Origin of the sequence: Mesorhizobium sp. M7D.F.Ca.US.004.01.2.1 (assembly GCF_003997785.1) — a bacterium.
Taxonomy (GTDB): domain Bacteria; phylum Pseudomonadota; class Alphaproteobacteria; order Rhizobiales; family Rhizobiaceae; genus Mesorhizobium; species Mesorhizobium loti.
Genome location: NZ_RZRQ01000118.1, coordinates 1 through 17,202 on the forward strand (window position 1 = coordinate 1; position 17,202 = coordinate 17,202).

A 17,202-nucleotide genomic window follows, 5' to 3' on the forward strand; every position below is an offset into this window, starting at 1 on the left:
TCGCCATCCTCACCCACGATCACGCATTGGATTTCCTGATCGTCGCCGAAGCGCTGAAGCGCGACGACGCGGCCTATATCGGCATGATCGGTTCGAAGACCAAGAAAGCCACCTTCAAGAATTGGTTCCTGAAATCGGCGGACGGTAGCGAACCGGAGTTTGCCCGTCTCGTCTCGCCGATCGGCGGCGATGCCGTCAAGGACAAGCGCCCGCCGGTGATCGCCGCACTTGCGGCCGCCGAGATTATGACGGCGCTGGTTGTTCACGCCGCTGCCTCGGGTGCCGACCATCAGGTTTCGCGTGACAAGGTTATGGCCGGTTAGCCGCAGCTGAACATCGGCTTCTTCGTTTTCCAATCGCCCCAAACATGCGTTTGCTGTATCCACCGGCCTTGCAGCATGGGCGAAGGCATATGGACGTTTTGAAAATCGCGGCCTTTTCGGATGGCAACACCGGCGGCAACCCTGCCGGAGTCTTGATCAGCGATATCTTGCCCGATGCGGCCGACATGCAGCTTCTGGCGGCGCAGGTCGGATTCTCGGAAACCGCCTTTGCCGCTCCTGAAGGCGACGGCTGGCGGGTCCGTTATTTCTCGCCGGAAACGGAAGTTCCCTTTTGCGGGCATGCCACCATCGCGCTTGGTGCGGCGCTGGTCCGGCAGTTTGGCGATGGAGTTTTCCCGCTGACCCTGAACCAGGCCAGCATAACCGTCGAAGGGTTTCGCGATGGTGTAAATGTCGCTGCCGCGCTGCAGTCGCCACCGACACGCAGCAAACCGGCCTCGCCTGAGCTGATTTCCGAAGCGCTGGCGTTGTTCGGTTACACCTCAAGCGATCTCGATCCGGCCATTCCACCGGCGCTGATCCATGGCGGCGCAGACCATCTTGTGCTTGCCCTCAAGTCGCGGCAGGCGCTGGCCGCCATGAGCTACGATCTGAAAGCCGGGCAAGCGCTGATGCGGCGAGAAGGGTTGGTGACGATCCTGCTGGCCTATGTGGAAACGCCACGGCTTTTCCACACGCGCAATCCGTTTGCCTCCGGCGGCGTCTATGAGGATCCGGCGACAGGTGCCTCGACGGCCGCCTTCGCCGGCTATCTGCGTGACATTGGCTGGCCGCATGGCGGCGCGATCGATGTCGTGCAAGGCGAGGACATGGGCATGCGCTCGCGTCTGCACGCTGACATTCCGCCAACGCCCGGAAGTTCGATCAGGGTTTCAGGCACCGCCCGAATGATGGACGAAGCATAGGCCCACGCATGCTCATGCCGGCCGTTTCAGACCCAGATGGTCGCGCAATGTGCGGCCCTCGTAGTCCGTCCGGAACAGGCCACGCCGCTGCAGTTCCGGCACAACGAGCGTGGCAAAGGCATCGAGTTCGCCGGGGAAGTAAGAGGGCATGACGTTGAAGCCGTCAGCCGCGCCACCTTCGAATCGCGCCTGCAGCTCGTCGGCGACCTGGGCCGCTGTGCCGACAATGCGCCAATGGCCGCGCGCGCCGGCAAAATGGCGGGCGAGCTGGCGAATGGAAAGATTGTCGCGGCGGGACTGCTCTATGACCAGCGCTTGCCGGCTCTTCATCCCCTCGCTCTCCGGCAGTTCCGGCAGCGGCCCATCGATCGGATAGCGCCACAGGTCGGAGATGCTGAGATAACTGGATAAAAGCGCAACGCCGACATCGTCGGGGATCAACTCCTGCAATTCCTCGTATTTTTCACGGGCCTTCGCCTCGGTCTCCGCCACAACTGGCGCGACGCCGGGCATGATCTTGATGTCGTCAGGCTCGCGCCCATAGGTGGCCATGCGCCCCTTGAGATCGTCATAGAAGGCCTTGGCTTCCTCGAAGGTCTGCGCCGCCGTGAACACCACATCGGCGGTGCGGGCGGCAAGGTCGCGGCCGACATCCGAGGCGCCGGCCTGGACCATCACCGGCGCGCCTTGCGGCGAGCGTGGCAGGTCAAGCGGGTCGCGAACCGAAAAGCTCTGGCCGTCGTGGCCAGAGCCGAGCTTCTCACGCCAAAGCCTGGCAACCACTTCGGCGAACTCACGCGCGCGCTCATAACGGTCGGCATGCGGACGCAAGCCGGTCGAGCCGAAATTCGCGGCTTCGATGGGGCTGGCCGAGGTGACCAGGTTCCAGCCGGCCCTGCCGCCGCTCAGATGGTCGAGCGACAGGAAGGTTCGCGCCAGCCCATAGGGCTCGTTGTAGCTTGTCGAGGCTGTTGAGACGAGGCCGATGCGGCTGGTCTGGGCGGCGAGCGCCGAAAGCAGGCTGATCGGCTCGAAACCGATCGAGCGCGATGTCTGGCTGGCGATACCGACATTGGCTTCGCGCAGGCCGGCGGCGTCCTCGCAGAACACCATGTCGAATTTCGCCGCCTCCGCTGTGCGTGCCAGCTGGATGTAATGGTCGATGTCGATGCCGGCGGTCACGTGTGCCTTGGGGTGGCGCCAGGCGGCGATGTGATGACCTGTCGCCCATAGGAAGGCGCCGAGCTTCATCTGGCCAGCGGTCATTGGTCACCTCCGCCGGCAAGCCCGAGGTGCGAGCGCAAAATTGTCCCGCGATAGTTCTCTCGAAACAGGCCACGCAGCCGCAGCGCCGGCAAGACCAGATCGACGAAATCGTTGAGTGCTGAGAGTTGTGCCGGCATCAGGATGTTAAACCCGTCGCAGTTTTTCGCCCGGAAACCTTTTTCCATGCTGTCGGCAATGGTCGGCTTGGCGGTGCCATTGGTGACGAGCGAGATATTCATCAGAAGCCTCACGGCATCCGGATCGCGTCCGCAGGCGGCGACGCGGCGCTTCAGTTCGTCATAGCGTGCTTGCGCATTCTCGATCGGTTCGTCGTCAAGCAGGATGACATCGGCGGTGCGGGCGGCAATATCGAAGTCGGATTCCCGCAGGCCCGACAAGACCAGCACCGGCGTGTCCTGTGGCGACCGTGCGACGTTCAGCGGTCCGCGCACGGAAAAGAACTCGCCCTTGTGCTCAAGCAGGTGCATCTTTTTGGGATCGTGGAAGCGGCCGCCGCTCTGGTCGAACAGGAGCGCGTCCGCATCCCAGCCGTTCCACAGGCCCTGAACGATGTCGATATATTCTCCGGTGCGGCGGCGGAAATCGCCTGATGAAAACCCCTCCGGCCGGCTAAAATTGGCCGCTTCGCGCGGATTCTGCGCCATGGTCGCGTTCCAGCCGGTGCGGCCATGGCTGATGATGTCGAGTGAAGCAAAACGGCGCGCCAGATTGTAGGGCTGGTGGGCAATTGTCGAGGCAGCGGCAACGAGGCCGATCCTGGTAGTCACTGTGGCCAGTGCGGCCAGCAACGTCGTCGCTTCGAAGGGCATCTGCCTACTTGCTGCATCGTTACTCGAAGCCGGCACGGAATCGGCAAGGAACACCATGTCCAGCCCAGCTGCTTCGGCCTTTTGCACGAAACCAGCCAGGCGGCTGAATTCCGGCTCCGGTGATGGATCGGCGGTTCCCGCAAACAGCGAAACGGCAAGATGCATTGTGGCGCCGTTGTCCATCGATGGTCCCTGCAAGACGAAAATCGACCTGAACTATGTTCGCCACGTCCTGGGATGGCAACCGCCGGCGCTGGGCCAACCGCCGCTCACTTGCCGGCCAGTCCTATTTGCCAGCAAGCAGATCGTTGATCAGCCGCTGGCAGCGCTCGGCCATGAAGTCGAGCAGCAGCCGCACTTTTGGATCCTGCAGCTTCTTATGCGGATAGACGGCGGCGAATTGCACCGGTGTCGGCGGCGTGCTGCTAAGGATCACCTTCAGCCGTCGGTCGCGGATAAACGGCTCGACCTCGAAGCGCGGCTTGTTGATGATGCCGCGGCCGGACAGTGCCCATCCGGTCAGCACGTCGCCATCGTCGGTGTCATACGGCCCGTGCACCTCGAATTTCTGCGGGCCCGTGGGGGTCTGCAGCGTCCACACATATTCGCGCGCGCCGGAATAGCGCAGCATCAGGCAGTCGTGTTTCTTGCCGATCAGCTCCTGCGGCTCAATTGGCTCGCCGCGCGCCTCCAGATATTTCGGCGCCGCGACCAGCACGCGTTCGCATTCCATGATGCCGCGCATCCTGAGGCTGGAATCCTCGATGATGCCGAGCCGGAAGGCGACGTCGATGCCTTCCTTCATGATGTCGACATTGTGGTCCGAGAGCCTCAGCCGCACCTCGATATCAGGATATTTGTCGTGAAAATCCGGAATGCCCGAAGCCACCAGCCGGCGCCCGAGGCCGAGGGGCGCGGTCACACGGATGGTGCCGCGCGGTTGCCCGGAAAGCGCCGAGACCGCCGCTTCCGCCTCGGTGATCGCCTCCAGCACCTGCTTGGCGCCTCCGTAAAAAACCGTGCCATGCTCTGTCGGCATCAACTGCCGTGTGGTGCGGTTGAACAGCCGCACCCCCAGATGCTTCTCCAGCTCCTTGATGCGGTTGGAGGCGACCGCTGGCGAGATGCGCATGTCGCGGCCGGCCGCCGACAGATTGCCGAGTTCAACGACGCGAACGAAGACGGCAATGTTGTCGAGATAGGCCATGCAGAGCACCTTCGCCGGTTTGCAGCGATCAGCCTAGTATTTTCCATTTTTTTTTGAAAGTCATCGTGCACCTCGCCTCTTTCCGTTTGCGCTCCAGCCCGTAAAGTCACCGGATCGGCAGGGACGACTTCAATGATGGATTTCGCGATTTTCTGGGACTGGCTGAGCTTTGCCGTGCGCTGGCTGCATGTCGTCACCGGCATCGCCTGGATCGGCTCGTCCTTCTACTTCGTCGCGCTCGATCTCGGCCTGCGCCAGCGTCCGGGCATGCCTGTCGGCGCCTTCGGCGAGGAGTGGCAGGTGCATGGCGGCGGTTTCTACCACATCCAGAAATATCTGGCGGCGCCTGCCGAGATGCCGGAACACCTGACCTGGTTCAAATGGGAATCCTACGCCACCTGGCTGTCCGGCTTCGCCATGCTGTGCGTCGTCTATTATGCCGGAGCCGATCTGTTCCTGATCGATCCGAATGTGCTGCCCATGTCTGTGCCGGTCGGTATCCTGCTGTCGCTGGCAACGATCGGGGTCGGCTGGGTGGTCTATGATCTGCTGTGCCGCTCGCCGCTGGGCAAGAGCGATACCGGGCTGATGCTGGTGCTCTACTGCGTTCTGGTGTTCATCGCCTGGGGGCTGACGCACCTGTTCACCGGCCGCGCCGCCTTCCTGCATCTGGGCGCCATCACCGCGACGATCATGTCGGCCAATGTCTTCATGGTCATCATCCCCAACCAGAAGATCGTCGTCGCCGACCTCATCGCCGGCCGCAAGCCTGACCCGAAATACGGCAAGATCGCCAAGCAGCGTTCGCTCCACAACAACTATCTGACGCTACCGGTGCTGTTCCTGATGCTGTCGAATCACTATCCGCTGGCGTTCGGCACTGAGTTCAACTGGGTCATCGCCTCGCTGGTGTTTATCATCGGCGTGCTGATCCGGCACTATTTCAACTCCATCCATGCGCGCAAGGGCAATCCGACCTGGACCTGGATGGCAGCACTTGTCCTGTTCATCGTCATCATCTGGCTGTCGACCGCGCCGAAGGTGCTGACCGGCGAGCCCAGGGAATCGGCGGCGGCGCAAATCTATGTCGCTTCAGCGCATTTCCCGGCCGTGCGCGACACCGTGCTCGGCCGCTGCTCGATGTGCCATGCGGCGGAGCCGGTCTATGAGGGCATCTATCATGCGCCGAAGGGCGTGATGCTCGACACCGACGCTGATATCGCCAACCACGCCCGCGAGATCTATCTGCAGGCCGGCCGCAGCCACGCCATGCCGCCCGCCAACGTCTCGCAGATTACCGACAAGGAGCGGGCGCTGCTGGTGGCCTGGTTCGAAGGCGCGGGAAAATAGCATGACCTCCACGCTTCTGCGCGGCCGCACGCTGTCCTTTGTGCGTTGGCCCGAAACCATCGACGACCATTCCGCCTGGCGCTACGAGGAGGATGGCGGTCTGCTGATCCGCGACGGCAGGATCGTCGCCGCGGGCACCTATGCCGAAGTTGAAAAGCAGGCCGGCGAGGCCGTGAAAAAAATCGACCATCGGCCGCATTTGCTGCTGCCGGGCTTCATCGATGCGCATGTGCATTTTCCGCAGATGCAGGTCATCGCCTCCTATGGCGCCGAACTGCTCGACTGGCTGAACACTTACACTTTTCCGGAAGAGACCAAGTTCGCCAACGCCCAGCATGGCCGCCGCATTGCGCGGCTGTTCCTCGACGAGATGGTGCGCCATGGCACCACGACGGTTGCCGCCTACTGCTCGGTGCACAAGGCTTCGGCAGAAGCGTTCTTTGCCGAATCGCATGACCGCAACATGCTCAACATCGCCGGCAAGGTGATGATGGACCGCAATGCGCCGGACGGCGTGCTCGACACGCCGCAATCCAGCTATGACGACAGCAAGGCGCTGATCGTGCAATGGCATGGCAAGGGGCGGCAACTTTATGCCATCACGCCGCGCTTCGCCATCACCTCGTCGCCGGAGCAGATGGAGATGGCCGCAGCACTCTGCCGCGAGCATCCCGACCTGCACATGCAGACGCATCTGTCGGAAAACCACGCCGAGATCGCCTTCACGCGGGAGCTCTATCCGTGGTCGCGCGACTATACCGATGTCTACGAGCATTATGGGCTGTTAGGAAAGAAGAGCCTGTTCGGCCATTGCATCCATCTGTCGGAGCGTGAGGCTGATGCGCTTTCGGACTCAGGCTCGGTGGCGGTGTTCTGCCCGACTTCGAACCTGTTCCTCGGCTCCGGCCTGTTCGATTACCAACGCTTTCGCCGCCGCGACAAGGCGATCCGGATCGCCGCCGCCACCGATGTCGGCGGCGGCACCAATTATTCGATGCTGCGCACCATGGACGAGGGCTACAAGGTGATCGCGCTGAACGGCGAGAAGCTCAATCCGTTCCAGTCCTTCTGGCAACTGACACGCGGCAATGCCGAGGCGCTGTCGGTGGCGCAGAAGATCGGCACGCTGGATGAAGGCAGCGATGCCGACATCGTCGTGCTCGACGCCAGGGCGACGCCGGCGATGCGGCTCAGGATGGAAACGGTCGAGACGCTGGCGCAGGAATTGTTCCTGCTGCAGACGCTGGGCGACGACCGCGCCGTGCGCGAGGTCTATGTGGCGGGGCGGCCCGTCAAGGCTGACATGATAGCGGGATAAGCCCCCCTCACCCGGATTGCCAACCGAATTGCAAAGGGCAATCCGACCTCTCCCCGAGGGGAGAGGAGTTCGCCAGCGTTGACGCCAGCCTCTTCTCCCCCTCGGGGAGAAGGTGGCCGCGCAGCGGCCGGATGAGGGGGCCGCGGCGACGGGAGCTTGACCGGGCGGAGCTTGTCGTACAAACGACGTGTGACGATTTTCGGAGAGAGAAAATGGCCGTTGCTGACGACATCGCTCTGATCAAGAGACAGGAAGAAGTCCTGGTCTTCGCCGCCTTTGACGAGGCCGTTGCTTTCAGGATCGGTTCAGCCATCCGCGACCGCGCGCTCGCCGAGAACCTGCCTGTTATCGTCGATATCAGGACCTTCGACCGGCCGCTGTTCTATGCCGCGCTGCCGGGCTCGAACGCTTCCAATCCGGATTGGGCACGGCGCAAGATCAATGTCGTCAAGCGGTTCCTGAAAAGCACCTATCGCATGGTGCTGGAGCAGCAGCGCCCCGACCGCACCTTCAAGGTTGGCGAGGGTCTCGACATTTCAGACTATGTGCTGGCTGGCGGCGGCTTTCCGGTGACGGTCAAGGGCGCCGGCGTCATTGGTGTGATCGCCGTTTCCGGACTGCCGGAGCGCGAGGATCACGGCGTCGTGGTCGATGCGCTGTGCGATCATTTGGGCGTCGACAAGCGCGGCCTGGCATTGCCTCGGGAAGCCGAATGACCGTACTCGACCCCAAATCGTTCCTCACCTCCATTTTCAACGCGGCCGTCGCCGCTGCCGATCCGGAACGAACCATCCGGGATCATTTGCCGGCCAAACCCAAGGGCCGCACCATCGTCATTGGCGCCGGAAAAGGCTCGGCGCAGATGGCGGCGGCGTTCGAAAAGGCGTGGGACGGCCCCATCGAAGGGCTGGTCGTCACCCGCTACGGCTATGGCGCAACCTGCGAACGCATCGAGATCATTGAGGCGGCGCATCCGGTGCCGGACGCTGCCGGCCTGGAAGCCTCGCGTCGCCTGCTCGCCAAGGTCCAGGGGCTGACAGCGGACGATCTGGTCGTGGCGCTGATTTCGGGTGGCGGCTCGGCGCTCTTGCCGTCGCCGGCCGGCAGCCTGACGCTGGCCGACGAGATCGCCGTCAACGAGGCGCTGCTCGCCTCCGGCGCGCCGATCGCGGCGATGAACACCATCCGCAAGCACCTTTCCGCCATCAAGGGCGGCAGACTGGCGGCGGCCGCCTGGCCGGCCAAGGTGGTGTCGCTGGTCGTTTCCGACATTCCCGGCGACAATCCGGCGCTGGTCGCCTCCGGCCCGACGGTACCGGATACCGGCAGCCGCGAAGACGCGCTGGCCTCGATATCAGCCTATGGCATGAAACTGCCGGCCGCGGTGATGGCTCACATCAATTCGCCGGCCGCCGATGCACCAAGCCCTGGGGATGAGCGCTTTTCGCGCAACGAAGTGCATCTGATCGCCTCTGCCGGCGTGTCGCTCGAAACGGCTGCTGCGGAAGCGAAACGGCAAGGCGTCGAAGCTGTCATTCTCTCCGATGCCATCGAAGGGGAAGCGCGCGAGGTCGGCGGCGTGCATGCGGCAATCGCGCGCGAAGTGGCGACGCGCAACCGACCATTTTCGAAGCCGGTTCTGATCCTGTCGGGTGGCGAAACCACGGTGACGTTGCGGGCAAAAGGCAAGGGCGGCCGCAACTCGGAATTCCTGCTCGCCTTCGCCATCGGCATCAATGGCGTCGACGGTATCCACGCGCTGGCCGCCGACACCGACGGCATCGACGGTTCGGAAGACAATGCCGGTGCCTTCGCAGATGGCTCCACCGTGGCGCGCATGCGCGCAGCCAGCGTCGACGCCAAGGCGATGTTGGCCGGCAACAATGCCTGGACGGCCTTCAATGCGGTTGGCGATCTCTTCGTGCCCGGCCCGACAGGCACGAATGTCAACGATCTCAGGGCGATCCTGATCAGATAGCTTTTTAGGCGGCCATCAGCCGCTTGACCTGCTTCATGTCGTGCAGGAACCGCTCGCGTTCAGCTTCCTTGTCCGCCGGCTCATGGATGCGTAGGATGAAGGACGGGTGGATGGTGATGAAGACGCGCAAGCCATCCTCGCGCTCGATCACCTGGCCACGCATTTTTGTCACCGGGATCGCCTTGCCCAGCAGCGACAACGCCGCCGTTGCGCCCAGCGCCACAGCCAGCTCCGGCTTGATCAGCGCGAACTCCCTGTCGATCCACCAGCGGCAGGCCTGAACCTCGCCGGCATTTGGCTTGGAATGAATGCGGCGCTTGCCGCGCGGCTCGAATTTGAAGTGCTTGACCGCGTTGGTGACATAGATCTTTTGCCGGTCGACTCCGGCCTCATCGAGGATGGCATTGAACACCTTGCCCGCCGGGCCAACAAAAGGTTTGCCGGCGAGATCTTCCTGTTCGCCCGGCTGTTCGCCGACAAAGACCACCCTGGCATCATCAGGACCCTCGCCGAACACGGTCTGGGTCGCGTCGTGCCACAGCGGGCAGCGGCGGCAACCTTTCGCAGCCTCGCGCAGTTCCGTGATCGAGGTGGCATCGGTCTCGTCCGATATCGGCTCGGCGCGCGGCGCGGAAACGCGCCGGGCCGGCATCTTCGCCTTACGCGGAAGGCCTGTGGTCGCCATCATCTTGCCTTTCCATTTCGATATTGAAAATGGACAAGGCCGAGGATGGTTCCTCCCTCACACCTCGTGCAAATAGAGGTGGTAATCCAGTTCGCTGACCGTGCGCGCCACGCGCAGATACTCGGACTGCTTGATCGCCACGAAGGTCCGGTGCAGGTCCTCGCCGAGCGCGCCTTTCAGGAAGCTAGATGCTCGCGCCGCTTCGATCGCGGCGCGCCAGTCGACAGGCATCGTCGTGCGTGTGACCGCCGCCTCGTAGCCGTTGCCGGTGGTTTCCGGGCCGGGGTCGAGACCTTCATCCAGACCTTTGATGATGCCGGCCAGCACCGTTGCGGCGATCAGATAGGGGTTGGCGTCGACGCCAGACGGCCGGTGCTCGATGCGCCGGTTTTTGGCATCGCCCGCCGGCACGCGCAGCGCCACCGAACGGTTGTTGACGCCCCAGGTTGGGGCCACCGGCGCATAGGATTGCGAGACGAAGCGCCGCCAGGAATTGGCGTGCGGCGCAAACACCAGCATCGATTCCGCCATCGTCTGGATCAGACCGCCGAGCCCCTGCAGCAGCGGCAGCGACCAGCTCTCGCCGCCGGCTTCCGCAAAGACGTTTCGGCCGGCCTTGTCCTGCAGCGAGACGTGGAAATGCATGCCAGAGCCGGCATATTTCTCGATCGGCTTGGCCATGAAACAGGCGGTGACGCCATGGCGGCGCGCCTGCGCCCGCACCAGCCGCTTCAGCATGACTAGGTCGTCGGCCGCCCGCATCACGTCCTTGCGGTAGTTCAGCGTCAATTCGTACTGGCCGGGCGCATATTCGGAAATCACCGTCTCGGCCGGAATGCCTTGCGCCTTGGCCGCTGCATAGATGTCGGAAAACAGCGGCTCCATGCCATGCAGATGATCGACGGAATAGACCTCGGTCTTGCCCGAGACGCGGCCGTCGAGCACGGCGCGCGCCGGCTGCACCTTACCGTCGGCGTCGCGCTCATTGGCCAGCAGAAAAAATTCGAGTTCGAAGGCGCCGGCCGGATAGAGACCCTTGGCCGCCAAGATGTCGACCTGCCGTGCCAGCGCCAGCCGCGGATCCGACGACATCGGCCGGCCGTCGAGCATGTACATAGCCATCAGCAACTGGCCGCGCGGCGGATTTGTGCCGTAGAGCGGCACCAGCGTGCCGGGGATCGGCCATGCCCTGAGGTCACCGTCGCCAGTCGTCCAGATCAGCCCGGTCTCGTGCACATCCTCGCCGGTGATATCGAGGCCGAGGATCGAGATCGGCATATGGCGGCCGCCCTCGAAGATGCTCGTCAGCTCATGCCGGCGCACGATCTTGCCACGGCCGACGCCATTGGCATCGGTCAGCACGATATCGAAGGCTTCGATCTCGGGATGGGCGTCGAGAAAGGCTTGCGCCTCGGCGGGTGTCGAGCCCGAAGGTGAGGTCGTCATGGCATTGGGATGGTCCATCGCCGCTTGTCTCATGCCGCAAGCTTTGCCGCAACCGCGCCGAAGGCGGTGATCAGCCGGTTGACCTGGGCACCTGACGTCGCCGGCGAAATCAGCATCATGTTGTGGAACGGGGCGATCAGCACGCCGCGATTGACCAGCGCGACATGGATTGCGGCCTCCAGTTCCGGCGCATGCGCCACTTCCGCCTCGGCGCCATTCCTCAAGGGGCCGGGCGCGCAGATGAACTCGACACGAGCGCCGACACGGGAAACATGCCAGGGCAGGCGATAGCGGTCGATCACGCCGGTCAGCCCGGCATCGAGCCGCCGCGCCAGATGATCCATCCGGTCATAATTTTCCTGCGTCATCACCTCTTCAAGCGTGGCGCGCATCGCTGCGAACTGTAGCGGGTTGGCCGAGAGCGTCGTGCCCATACCGGAATAGCCCGGTTCCTTGGTCCTGTTGTAATCTGCATAGCGCGAGGCAACGTCGTCGCTCATGCCCCACACGCTTGCAGGCACACCGCCGGCAATCGGCTTGCCGAGCACGAAGAAGTCCGGCTCCAGCCTGTATTTCCTGGTGTAGCCGCCGGGACCGGTCGAGATCGTATGTGTCTCGTCGATCAGAAGCAGTGTGCCGGCTTGGCGCGTTAGTTTGCGCAGCGCGTCATGGTAGCCCGGATCAGCCAGCACCATGCAGGAATTGGTCAGCACCGGTTCGGCGATGACGCAGGCCACATCCTTATCCCTGAGCGCGGCTTCGAGTGCTGAAACATCGTTGAACTCGATCACCTTGGCCGTGCGGGTCAGGTCGCGGAACTCGCCGGCCAATCCCGGCCGGTTGACGGGCTTGCCGTCGATCAGCCGTATCATCGTCTCGTCGACCGAGCCGTGATAGCAGCCATTGAAGACCAGGATCTTTTCCCGGCCGGTGATGGCGCGGGCAACGCGCAATGCAAAGCGGTTGGCGTCGGTCGCCGTCGTCGCGATCTGCCAGAACGGCAGGCCGAAACGCTGCTGCAGCAGCGGCCCGATGGCGAGCGCGTCTTCCGAGGGCAGCATATAGGTCAGGCCTCGCCCGGCCTGGCGGCGAATGGCGCGCGCCACCGGCGGCGGCGAATGGCCGAACATCGAGCCGGTGTCGCCAAGGCAAAAATCGTCGAGCCTGATACCGTCGATGTCGGTGATGGTCGCGCCTCTGGCGCTGTCGACCAGGATTGGAAACGGCGTCGGCCAGTCGTTCATCCAGTGCATCGGCATGCCGCCGAAGAAGCCGGGCAGGCCGTTGCCGACCTTGGCTTGCGACTTTGGCCGCGCCTTGCGGAAAGCCGCCCCCTCGGTGTCGCGCAGCTCGGCAATGCGGTCGCGGCTGATGCCGCCGATGGACGTCTTGGAAATGTCGCTATGCATGAAAACCCCTCTGGTCGATCCCTCTTAGACAATCCGTGTCCGCATCCGCAATTGGCCGCGCGTCTGTCCTGCGTTGGCTCAGCCTTTGGCAGCGGCGCTTGACCATGCTGTCGAAGTCAGCGCCAATACGAGCGGGAATTGAGGTGGGGACAGCAAAAATGCGGACGATCATCTGTGTGGCAACGCTGCTGTTGTCGGCCAGCGCGGCTTTCGCCTCCGGCGGCATCTGGTGCGACGTTGACGATACGGCTGTGACATTCGATGTCGGCGCCGGCGTCACCAGAGGCATGGGCGGCCCGACCTTCAACTTTCGCGGCGATCTCGAAATCAAGGTGAGGCCCGTCGGCGATCATCTGCGCAAGACGGTGTTCGAGGATTCCAACCTGACCCAGTACTGGCTGGACGGCAAGGAGTTGCGGCTGAACATCTACCGCGAGCATCAGCTCGCAGATGCTTACAACTATGTTGAGCTGACGATCCTGACCAAGGCCAGCGACGAAGGCGTCTATGACGGGCAGTACACGCTTGCCATCTATGACAATGCCGCCGACACGGACAAGGACGGCAAGCCGGCTGAGTTGACGGGCAACGTGTCGTGCGGGGCTGAATAAGTCCTGAACTACGCCGTGATGTCGATGACGCCGCAATCTCCGGCCGCACTGCCGAAAGCGACGCGGCGTTCTTCCTTGTCCCACATCATCGAGGTGATGGCGCCCTTGCCCGGTCGCCGCAACAGCACTTCCTTGGCGTCGGCAAAACGCACCGCCATCACCATGCCGTCATCATAGCCGATGGCGACGACATCCTGGCTCGGGTGGCAGGTGACAGCCGTCACCATGGCGTTGCCGCGCGTGCCAAGTTCCAGCGGTGCCTTGCCCATTGGCCCGTCCTTGCCTGAAAACGGCCAGACGATCGCCGCCGGCGCGCCGGAACTCGCCAGCCACTTGCCCTTCACGCTCCACGACAGGCTTTTGACCTTGCCGGGATAACCGGTCATGCGCATGTGCTTGCCGTCGGCGAGCTTCCAGCCGTGCAGCGCGTTTTCCTGCATGGTGGTGACGAGGAAGGCGCCATCCGGCGAGAAGGTGATGCCGGTGTGGGCGCCGGCCCATTCGAGCTCCACCGGCTTGCCCTCGGCGGCCGGGAAATGCAGCGTCGCGCCATTGTAGCGGGCAACGCCAAAGCGCATGCCCTTGGGCGAGAAGGCCAGCCCCTCGACCGAACGCGGATGGACGAATTCCCTGGTCTTGCTATCGGCAAAGCGCACGAAGGCGGTCTTGCCCGTCGCATAGGCGATGGCGCCTTGCGGTCCAGCGGCGACGCTGGTGATCCACTTCTTGGCCGCGCTTGCCAATTCCGTGGCCTCGCCGCTCGCTTTCACGGCAAACACCTTACCGTCCTCGCCGCCGGTGATCAGCCGGTCATTGGCCGCATCATGGAAGGCGGCGAGCAGCCCGTCATTGGCCTGAACTGTCTTGTGACCATGCTCGAGCCGATGGACGGCGCCATCGGCCATCGCGAAATGCGGCACGTCGCCGAGGAAGACGGCAGCGATGCAATGGCCTTCGAGATCAAGCGGGGCGACGGTCGGCATGGCAAATCTCAACGGTCATTCGTTCGTTCCAGCGTAGGATAACGGTTTCCTCGATCGGAACCGGGCCGCCTTGATAGGTGAAGACGAACCATTTGTCCCAGTTTTCGATCAACCAAGTTCTCGAAAGCCCGGGTTTTTTCTCGAACCGGCTTTCCTCGGGCAGCACCGCGAAGACCAGCCCTGCCTTGTAACCGGATGTGACCATGAGACCGAGCCCGGCCTCGTCTTCGTGGGGATCGAAGATCAGAAGATCGACCGGGCCGGAATCCGGCCCGAGATCGTAATTCTCGGAAAGTCTGATGACATCGCCGATGGTCAGGAAATCATCGGCGAGATCGAGCAAGCGGGGCATTTTATTGCGGTCAGCCCACCTGGCAGGCGTCGAAGCTCTTCTTCAGCCGCTCGGCGTCGAGTTCACGGCCGATGAACACCAGCCGGCTCTCATGTCTCTCGCCGTCCTTCCAGGCGCGCTGGTGGTCGCCCTCGATGATCATGTGCACGCCCTGGATGACATAGCGCTCGTCGTCGCCTTTGAGCGCGATGATGCCCTTCAGCCGCAGGATGTTGGGGCCTTCCATCTGGGTGATCTTCTCGATCCACGGGAAGAACTTCTTCGGGTCCATCTCGCCGCCGCGCAGCGACACCGACTGCACTGTCACGTCATGGATGTCGGAAGCATGCGCGTGATGGTGGTGGTCGTGCCCGTCATGATCATGGTGATCGTGGCCGTCATGGTCATGGTCATGGTGGTCGTGATCGTCATGCGCCTCGAGGAAATGCGGGTCGTTTTCCAGCGCCCTGGACAGGTCGAAGGCACCGCGGTCGAGCACTTCGGACAGGTCGACGCCGGCGCGGGTGGTGCGATGGATCTTTGCCGCCGGATTGATGGCGCGGATCGTCGCTTCGACCTTGGCGAGCTCTTCCGGTGTGACGAGGTCGGTCTTGTTGAGCACGACGACGTCGGCAAAGGCGATCTGGTCCTCGGCTTCCCTGGAATCCTTGAGCCGTAGCGGCAGATGCTTGGCGTCGACCAGCGCCACCACCGCGTCCAGCCTGGTCTTGGAGCGTACGTCGTCGTCCATGAAGAAGGTCTGCGCCACCGGCACCGGATCGGCGAGCCCGGTGGTCTCGACGACGATGGCGTCGAAGCGGCCGGGTCGGCGCATCAGGCCCTCGACGACACGGATCAGATCGCCGCGCACCGTGCAGCAGACGCAGCCATTGTTCATCTCGTAGATTTCCTCGTCGGATTCCACGATCAGATCGTTGTCGATGCCGATTTCGCCGAACTCGTTGACGATGACGGCGTAGCGCTTGCCGTGGTTTTCCGACAGGATGCGGTTGAGCAGCGTCGTCTTGCCGGCGCCGAGATAGCCGGTGAGAACGGTTACGGGGATCTGCGTCTGTGCGTCGCTCATGGCTTGCCTCGAACTGTCTGGGCCTCGAAAAATCCGGCCTCGAAGAATGGATTGTCGGTTCCATATAGGGTGTGTGCCGGGCTTTTGCACGAGGCAAACCGATGGGCCAAACCAGCTGCCGCCATTACCGAATTTTGACTGGCGAGAGCCGCTGTGATTGCCTAGATCAGGACGCGGGAGGCCAATTCGAGAGGCAAGATATGTCCGGAGAGCCATCCTCCTTCTCATTGAGCCGGCGCCAGGCGCTCGGTTTGATCGCGGTCACCGCCGGAGGTGGAGTGTTCCTGCCGGCCTCGGCAATGGCCGCCCAATCTTCGGCTACCCAGGCCTCGCTCTATGCCGGACTGGCCCTGTTCGAAACCGGCGCCGGTGTCTGCGCCATCACACCTGAGGTGACAGAAGGGCCGTTCTATTTCGACCCAAAACTCGAACGTGCCGATGTCACCGAAGGCAAGAAGGGTATTGCCCTTGACGTCCGGCTGCAGGTTGTCGACGCGGGCTGCCGCCCGCTTGCCGGCGCTCGTGTCGACATCTGGCATTGCGACGCGCAAGGTGCCTATTCCGGCTATCCGGGACAAGGTGACGGCCGCGACGTCGACACGTCGGGCCAGACCTTCCTGCGTGGCTGGCAGAAGACCGACGCGCGCGGCATCGTTTCCTTCGCGACCATCTATCCCGGCTGGTATCGCGGTCGCACCACCCATATCCATTTCAAGGTTTTCCCCGACGACAGGTCGGTGATGACCGGCCAGTTGTTTTTCCCCGACAGTCTCAGCGAGCAGATCTTCACCTCTGTCGCGCCCTACAATGACCGGCCCGGCAAGCGCGACACCTCAAACGCCGCGGACGGCATTGCCAGGCAGGCCGGCCCGCAGTCGCAGGCCGCACTGCGCGAGGTCGAGGATGCCTATCAGGCGCTGATGATCGTCGCGGTGAAGCCCGGCTGAGCGACGTTCCCTTCCCCACCCTGCTCCCGACGAAAACTCCGGCCGCGAAAACTCGTTTGTCATCTAACTGAAATAAACATCTGGCATTAGCCACGGCGGACACCACAATGCTTGCCGGCAAAGCTGTTTGAAGCTCCGGAAACTTTTTGATCGTCGATTGCCAACCGGCCGGCTGTCTCTATGCTGCCCGCACCGGTACGGCCGAAGAGGGATGACCATGGCCAAGGCGGACAAGACTGCGACAATGAGCCGGCTGCATTCGGCGGCAAGACTGGCAAGAACCGCGCTGGCGGCTCGGCTTCTGGCGCATGGCTTCTATGCCGGCCAGGACCAGATCATGTTGGCGCTCGACCGCGAGGATGGCCAGACGCCGGGCAATCTCGCCGGCCGCCTCGGCGTGCGCCCACCCACCATCACCAAGACCATCAACCGGTTGCAGGCCCAGGGTTTCCTGGAGAAGCGCGCCTCGTCGGCGGATGCTCGCCAGGCGCATATCTTCCTCACC

Annotated in this window: 18 protein-coding genes; 9 read left to right on the forward strand and 9 right to left on the reverse strand. The window is 63.1% G+C overall.

The window, feature by feature from the left end:
• Together EN993_RS17585 and EN993_RS17590 are read left to right on the forward strand one after the other, a co-directional pair.
• The coding region (locus EN993_RS17585; RefSeq protein WP_206532382.1) for an XdhC family protein at nucleotides 1–323 on the forward strand (323 nt) is incomplete at its 5' end.
• A gap of 89 nt (nucleotides 324–412) precedes the next feature.
• Nucleotides 413–1,249 (forward strand): PhzF family phenazine biosynthesis protein, encoded by an 837-nt coding sequence (locus EN993_RS17590; protein ID WP_127264381.1) that lies wholly within the window; start codon nucleotides 413–415, stop codon nucleotides 1,247–1,249.
• A gap of 12 nt (nucleotides 1,250–1,261) precedes the next feature.
• On the opposite strand, the gene EN993_RS17595 is transcribed toward EN993_RS17590, so the two are convergent.
• The 3 genes from EN993_RS17595 to EN993_RS17605 all read right to left on the reverse strand — a co-directional run bounded on the left by EN993_RS17595 (nucleotide 1,262) and on the right by EN993_RS17605 (nucleotide 4,552).
• Nucleotides 1,262–2,515 carry an LLM class flavin-dependent oxidoreductase gene (locus EN993_RS17595; protein WP_127264383.1) on the reverse strand — a complete coding sequence of 418 codons (1,254 nt, stop codon included), beginning with the start codon at nucleotides 2,513–2,515 and terminating at the stop codon, nucleotides 1,262–1,264.
• Nucleotides 2,512–3,528 (reverse strand): LLM class flavin-dependent oxidoreductase, encoded by a 1,017-nt coding sequence (locus tag EN993_RS17600; protein ID WP_127264385.1) that lies wholly within the window; start codon nucleotides 3,526–3,528, stop codon nucleotides 2,512–2,514. The genes EN993_RS17595 and EN993_RS17600 overlap by 4 nt, the downstream gene beginning before the upstream one ends.
• Before the next feature lie 103 nt (nucleotides 3,529–3,631).
• Nucleotides 3,632–4,552 (reverse strand): LysR family transcriptional regulator, encoded by a 921-nt coding sequence (locus EN993_RS17605; RefSeq protein WP_027039874.1) that lies wholly within the window; start codon nucleotides 4,550–4,552, stop codon nucleotides 3,632–3,634.
• Between the two features lie 132 nt (nucleotides 4,553–4,684).
• On the opposite strand from EN993_RS17605, the gene EN993_RS17610 reads away from it, so the two are divergent.
• From EN993_RS17610 to EN993_RS17625, 4 genes are all read left to right on the forward strand, one after another.
• Entirely contained in the window at nucleotides 4,685–5,902 is a 1,218-nt protein-coding gene (locus EN993_RS17610) for a urate hydroxylase PuuD (protein ID WP_127264387.1), read from the forward strand.
• Nucleotide 5,903: 1 nt separating this feature from the next.
• Entirely contained in the window at nucleotides 5,904–7,220 is a 1,317-nt protein-coding gene (gene guaD / locus EN993_RS17615) for a guanine deaminase (protein WP_127264389.1), read from the forward strand.
• A gap of 212 nt (nucleotides 7,221–7,432) precedes the next feature.
• Nucleotides 7,433–7,936 carry a heme-degrading domain-containing protein gene (locus EN993_RS17620; RefSeq protein ID WP_109665623.1) on the forward strand — a complete coding sequence of 168 codons (504 nt, stop codon included), beginning with the start codon at nucleotides 7,433–7,435 and terminating at the stop codon, nucleotides 7,934–7,936.
• Nucleotides 7,933–9,198, forward strand: coding sequence for a glycerate kinase (locus EN993_RS17625; protein WP_127264391.1), 1,266 nt, complete (start codon nucleotides 7,933–7,935; stop codon nucleotides 9,196–9,198). Before EN993_RS17620 ends, EN993_RS17625 begins: the two co-directional genes overlap by 4 nt.
• Nucleotides 9,199–9,202: 4 nt before the next feature.
• On the opposite strand, the gene EN993_RS17630 is transcribed toward EN993_RS17625, so the two are convergent.
• Genes EN993_RS17630 through EN993_RS17640 form a run of 3 tightly spaced genes read right to left on the reverse strand, consistent with a single transcriptional unit; the run spans nucleotide 9,203 to nucleotide 12,738 of the window.
• Nucleotides 9,203–9,886: a UdgX family uracil-DNA binding protein gene (locus EN993_RS17630; RefSeq protein WP_245468874.1), complete on the reverse strand. Its 684-nt coding sequence runs from the start codon at nucleotides 9,884–9,886 to the stop codon at nucleotides 9,203–9,205.
• 54 nt (nucleotides 9,887–9,940) lie between these two features.
• Nucleotides 9,941–11,347 carry a glutamine synthetase family protein gene (locus EN993_RS17635; protein ID WP_127264402.1) on the reverse strand — a complete coding sequence of 469 codons (1,407 nt, stop codon included), beginning with the start codon at nucleotides 11,345–11,347 and terminating at the stop codon, nucleotides 9,941–9,943.
• An 11-nt stretch (nucleotides 11,348–11,358) separates the two neighbouring features.
• Nucleotides 11,359–12,738, reverse strand: coding sequence for an aspartate aminotransferase family protein (locus EN993_RS17640; RefSeq protein ID WP_127264393.1), 1,380 nt, complete (start codon nucleotides 12,736–12,738; stop codon nucleotides 11,359–11,361).
• Nucleotides 12,739–12,896: 158 nt separating this feature from the next.
• On the opposite strand from EN993_RS17640, the gene EN993_RS17645 reads away from it, so the two are divergent.
• The gene (locus EN993_RS17645; RefSeq protein ID WP_127264395.1) at nucleotides 12,897–13,349 is read left to right on the forward strand and encodes a hypothetical protein; all 453 of its coding nucleotides are present in this window, start codon (nucleotides 12,897–12,899) and stop codon (nucleotides 13,347–13,349) included.
• Nucleotides 13,350–13,357: 8 nt separating this feature from the next.
• Here the strand turns inward: EN993_RS17645 and EN993_RS17650 are convergent, their stop codons facing one another.
• The 3 genes from EN993_RS17650 to EN993_RS17660 are packed head-to-tail and all read right to left on the reverse strand — an operon-like array spanning nucleotide 13,358 to nucleotide 15,750.
• Nucleotides 13,358–14,332: a WD40 repeat domain-containing protein gene (locus tag EN993_RS17650; RefSeq protein WP_126067362.1), complete on the reverse strand. Its 975-nt coding sequence runs from the start codon at nucleotides 14,330–14,332 to the stop codon at nucleotides 13,358–13,360.
• Entirely contained in the window at nucleotides 14,310–14,684 is a 375-nt protein-coding gene (gene imm45 / locus EN993_RS17655) for an Imm45 family immunity protein (protein WP_126067363.1), read from the reverse strand. Before imm45 ends, EN993_RS17650 begins: the two co-directional genes overlap by 23 nt.
• 10 nt (nucleotides 14,685–14,694) lie before the next feature.
• A complete protein-coding gene (locus tag EN993_RS17660; RefSeq protein WP_127264397.1) occupies nucleotides 14,695–15,750 on the reverse strand; it encodes a GTP-binding protein in 1,056 nt (351 codons plus the stop codon).
• A gap of 200 nt (nucleotides 15,751–15,950) precedes the next feature.
• Here EN993_RS17660 and EN993_RS17665 point away from each other — a divergent pair, with 200 nt between their 5' ends.
• Both EN993_RS17665 and EN993_RS17670 read left to right on the forward strand, forming a co-directional pair.
• The gene (locus EN993_RS17665; protein WP_127264399.1) at nucleotides 15,951–16,697 is read left to right on the forward strand and encodes an intradiol ring-cleavage dioxygenase; all 747 of its coding nucleotides are present in this window, start codon (nucleotides 15,951–15,953) and stop codon (nucleotides 16,695–16,697) included.
• 217 nt (nucleotides 16,698–16,914) lie between these two features.
• A partial coding sequence (locus EN993_RS17670; RefSeq protein ID WP_164757695.1) for a MarR family winged helix-turn-helix transcriptional regulator occupies nucleotides 16,915–17,202 on the forward strand: 288 nt, incomplete at its 3' end.

Bases quoted from the DNA above. Each gene is read 5' to 3' on its own strand.
- EN993_RS17610 (WP_127264387.1), top strand. From the start codon at position 4,685: ATGATGGATTTCGCGATTTTCTGGGACTGGCTGAGCTTTGCCGTGCGC.
- imm45 (WP_126067363.1), bottom strand. From the start codon at position 14,684: ATGCCCCGCTTGCTCGATCTCGCCGATGATTTCCTGACCATCGGCGAT.
- EN993_RS17595 (WP_127264383.1), bottom strand. From the start codon at position 2,515: ATGACCGCTGGCCAGATGAAGCTCGGCGCCTTCCTATGGGCGACAGGT.
- EN993_RS17660 (WP_127264397.1), bottom strand. From the start codon at position 15,750: ATGAGCGACGCACAGACGCAGATCCCCGTAACCGTTCTCACCGGCTAT.
- EN993_RS17635 (WP_127264402.1), bottom strand. From the start codon at position 11,347: ATGGACCATCCCAATGCCATGACGACCTCACCTTCGGGCTCGACACCC.
- EN993_RS17620 (WP_109665623.1), top strand. From the start codon at position 7,433: ATGGCCGTTGCTGACGACATCGCTCTGATCAAGAGACAGGAAGAAGTC.
- EN993_RS17600 (WP_127264385.1), bottom strand. From the start codon at position 3,528: ATGGACAACGGCGCCACAATGCATCTTGCCGTTTCGCTGTTTGCGGGA.
- EN993_RS17625 (WP_127264391.1), top strand. From the start codon at position 7,933: ATGACCGTACTCGACCCCAAATCGTTCCTCACCTCCATTTTCAACGCG.
- EN993_RS17665 (WP_127264399.1), top strand. From the start codon at position 15,951: ATGTCCGGAGAGCCATCCTCCTTCTCATTGAGCCGGCGCCAGGCGCTC.
- EN993_RS17630 (WP_245468874.1), bottom strand. From the start codon at position 9,886: ATGATGGCGACCACAGGCCTTCCGCGTAAGGCGAAGATGCCGGCCCGG.
- EN993_RS17605 (WP_027039874.1), bottom strand. From the start codon at position 4,552: ATGGCCTATCTCGACAACATTGCCGTCTTCGTTCGCGTCGTTGAACTC.
- EN993_RS17650 (WP_126067362.1), bottom strand. From the start codon at position 14,332: ATGCCGACCGTCGCCCCGCTTGATCTCGAAGGCCATTGCATCGCTGCC.
- EN993_RS17645 (WP_127264395.1), top strand. From the start codon at position 12,897: ATGCGGACGATCATCTGTGTGGCAACGCTGCTGTTGTCGGCCAGCGCG.
- EN993_RS17590 (WP_127264381.1), top strand. From the start codon at position 413: ATGGACGTTTTGAAAATCGCGGCCTTTTCGGATGGCAACACCGGCGGC.
- EN993_RS17640 (WP_127264393.1), bottom strand. From the start codon at position 12,738: ATGCATAGCGACATTTCCAAGACGTCCATCGGCGGCATCAGCCGCGAC.
- guaD (WP_127264389.1), top strand. From the start codon at position 5,904: ATGACCTCCACGCTTCTGCGCGGCCGCACGCTGTCCTTTGTGCGTTGG.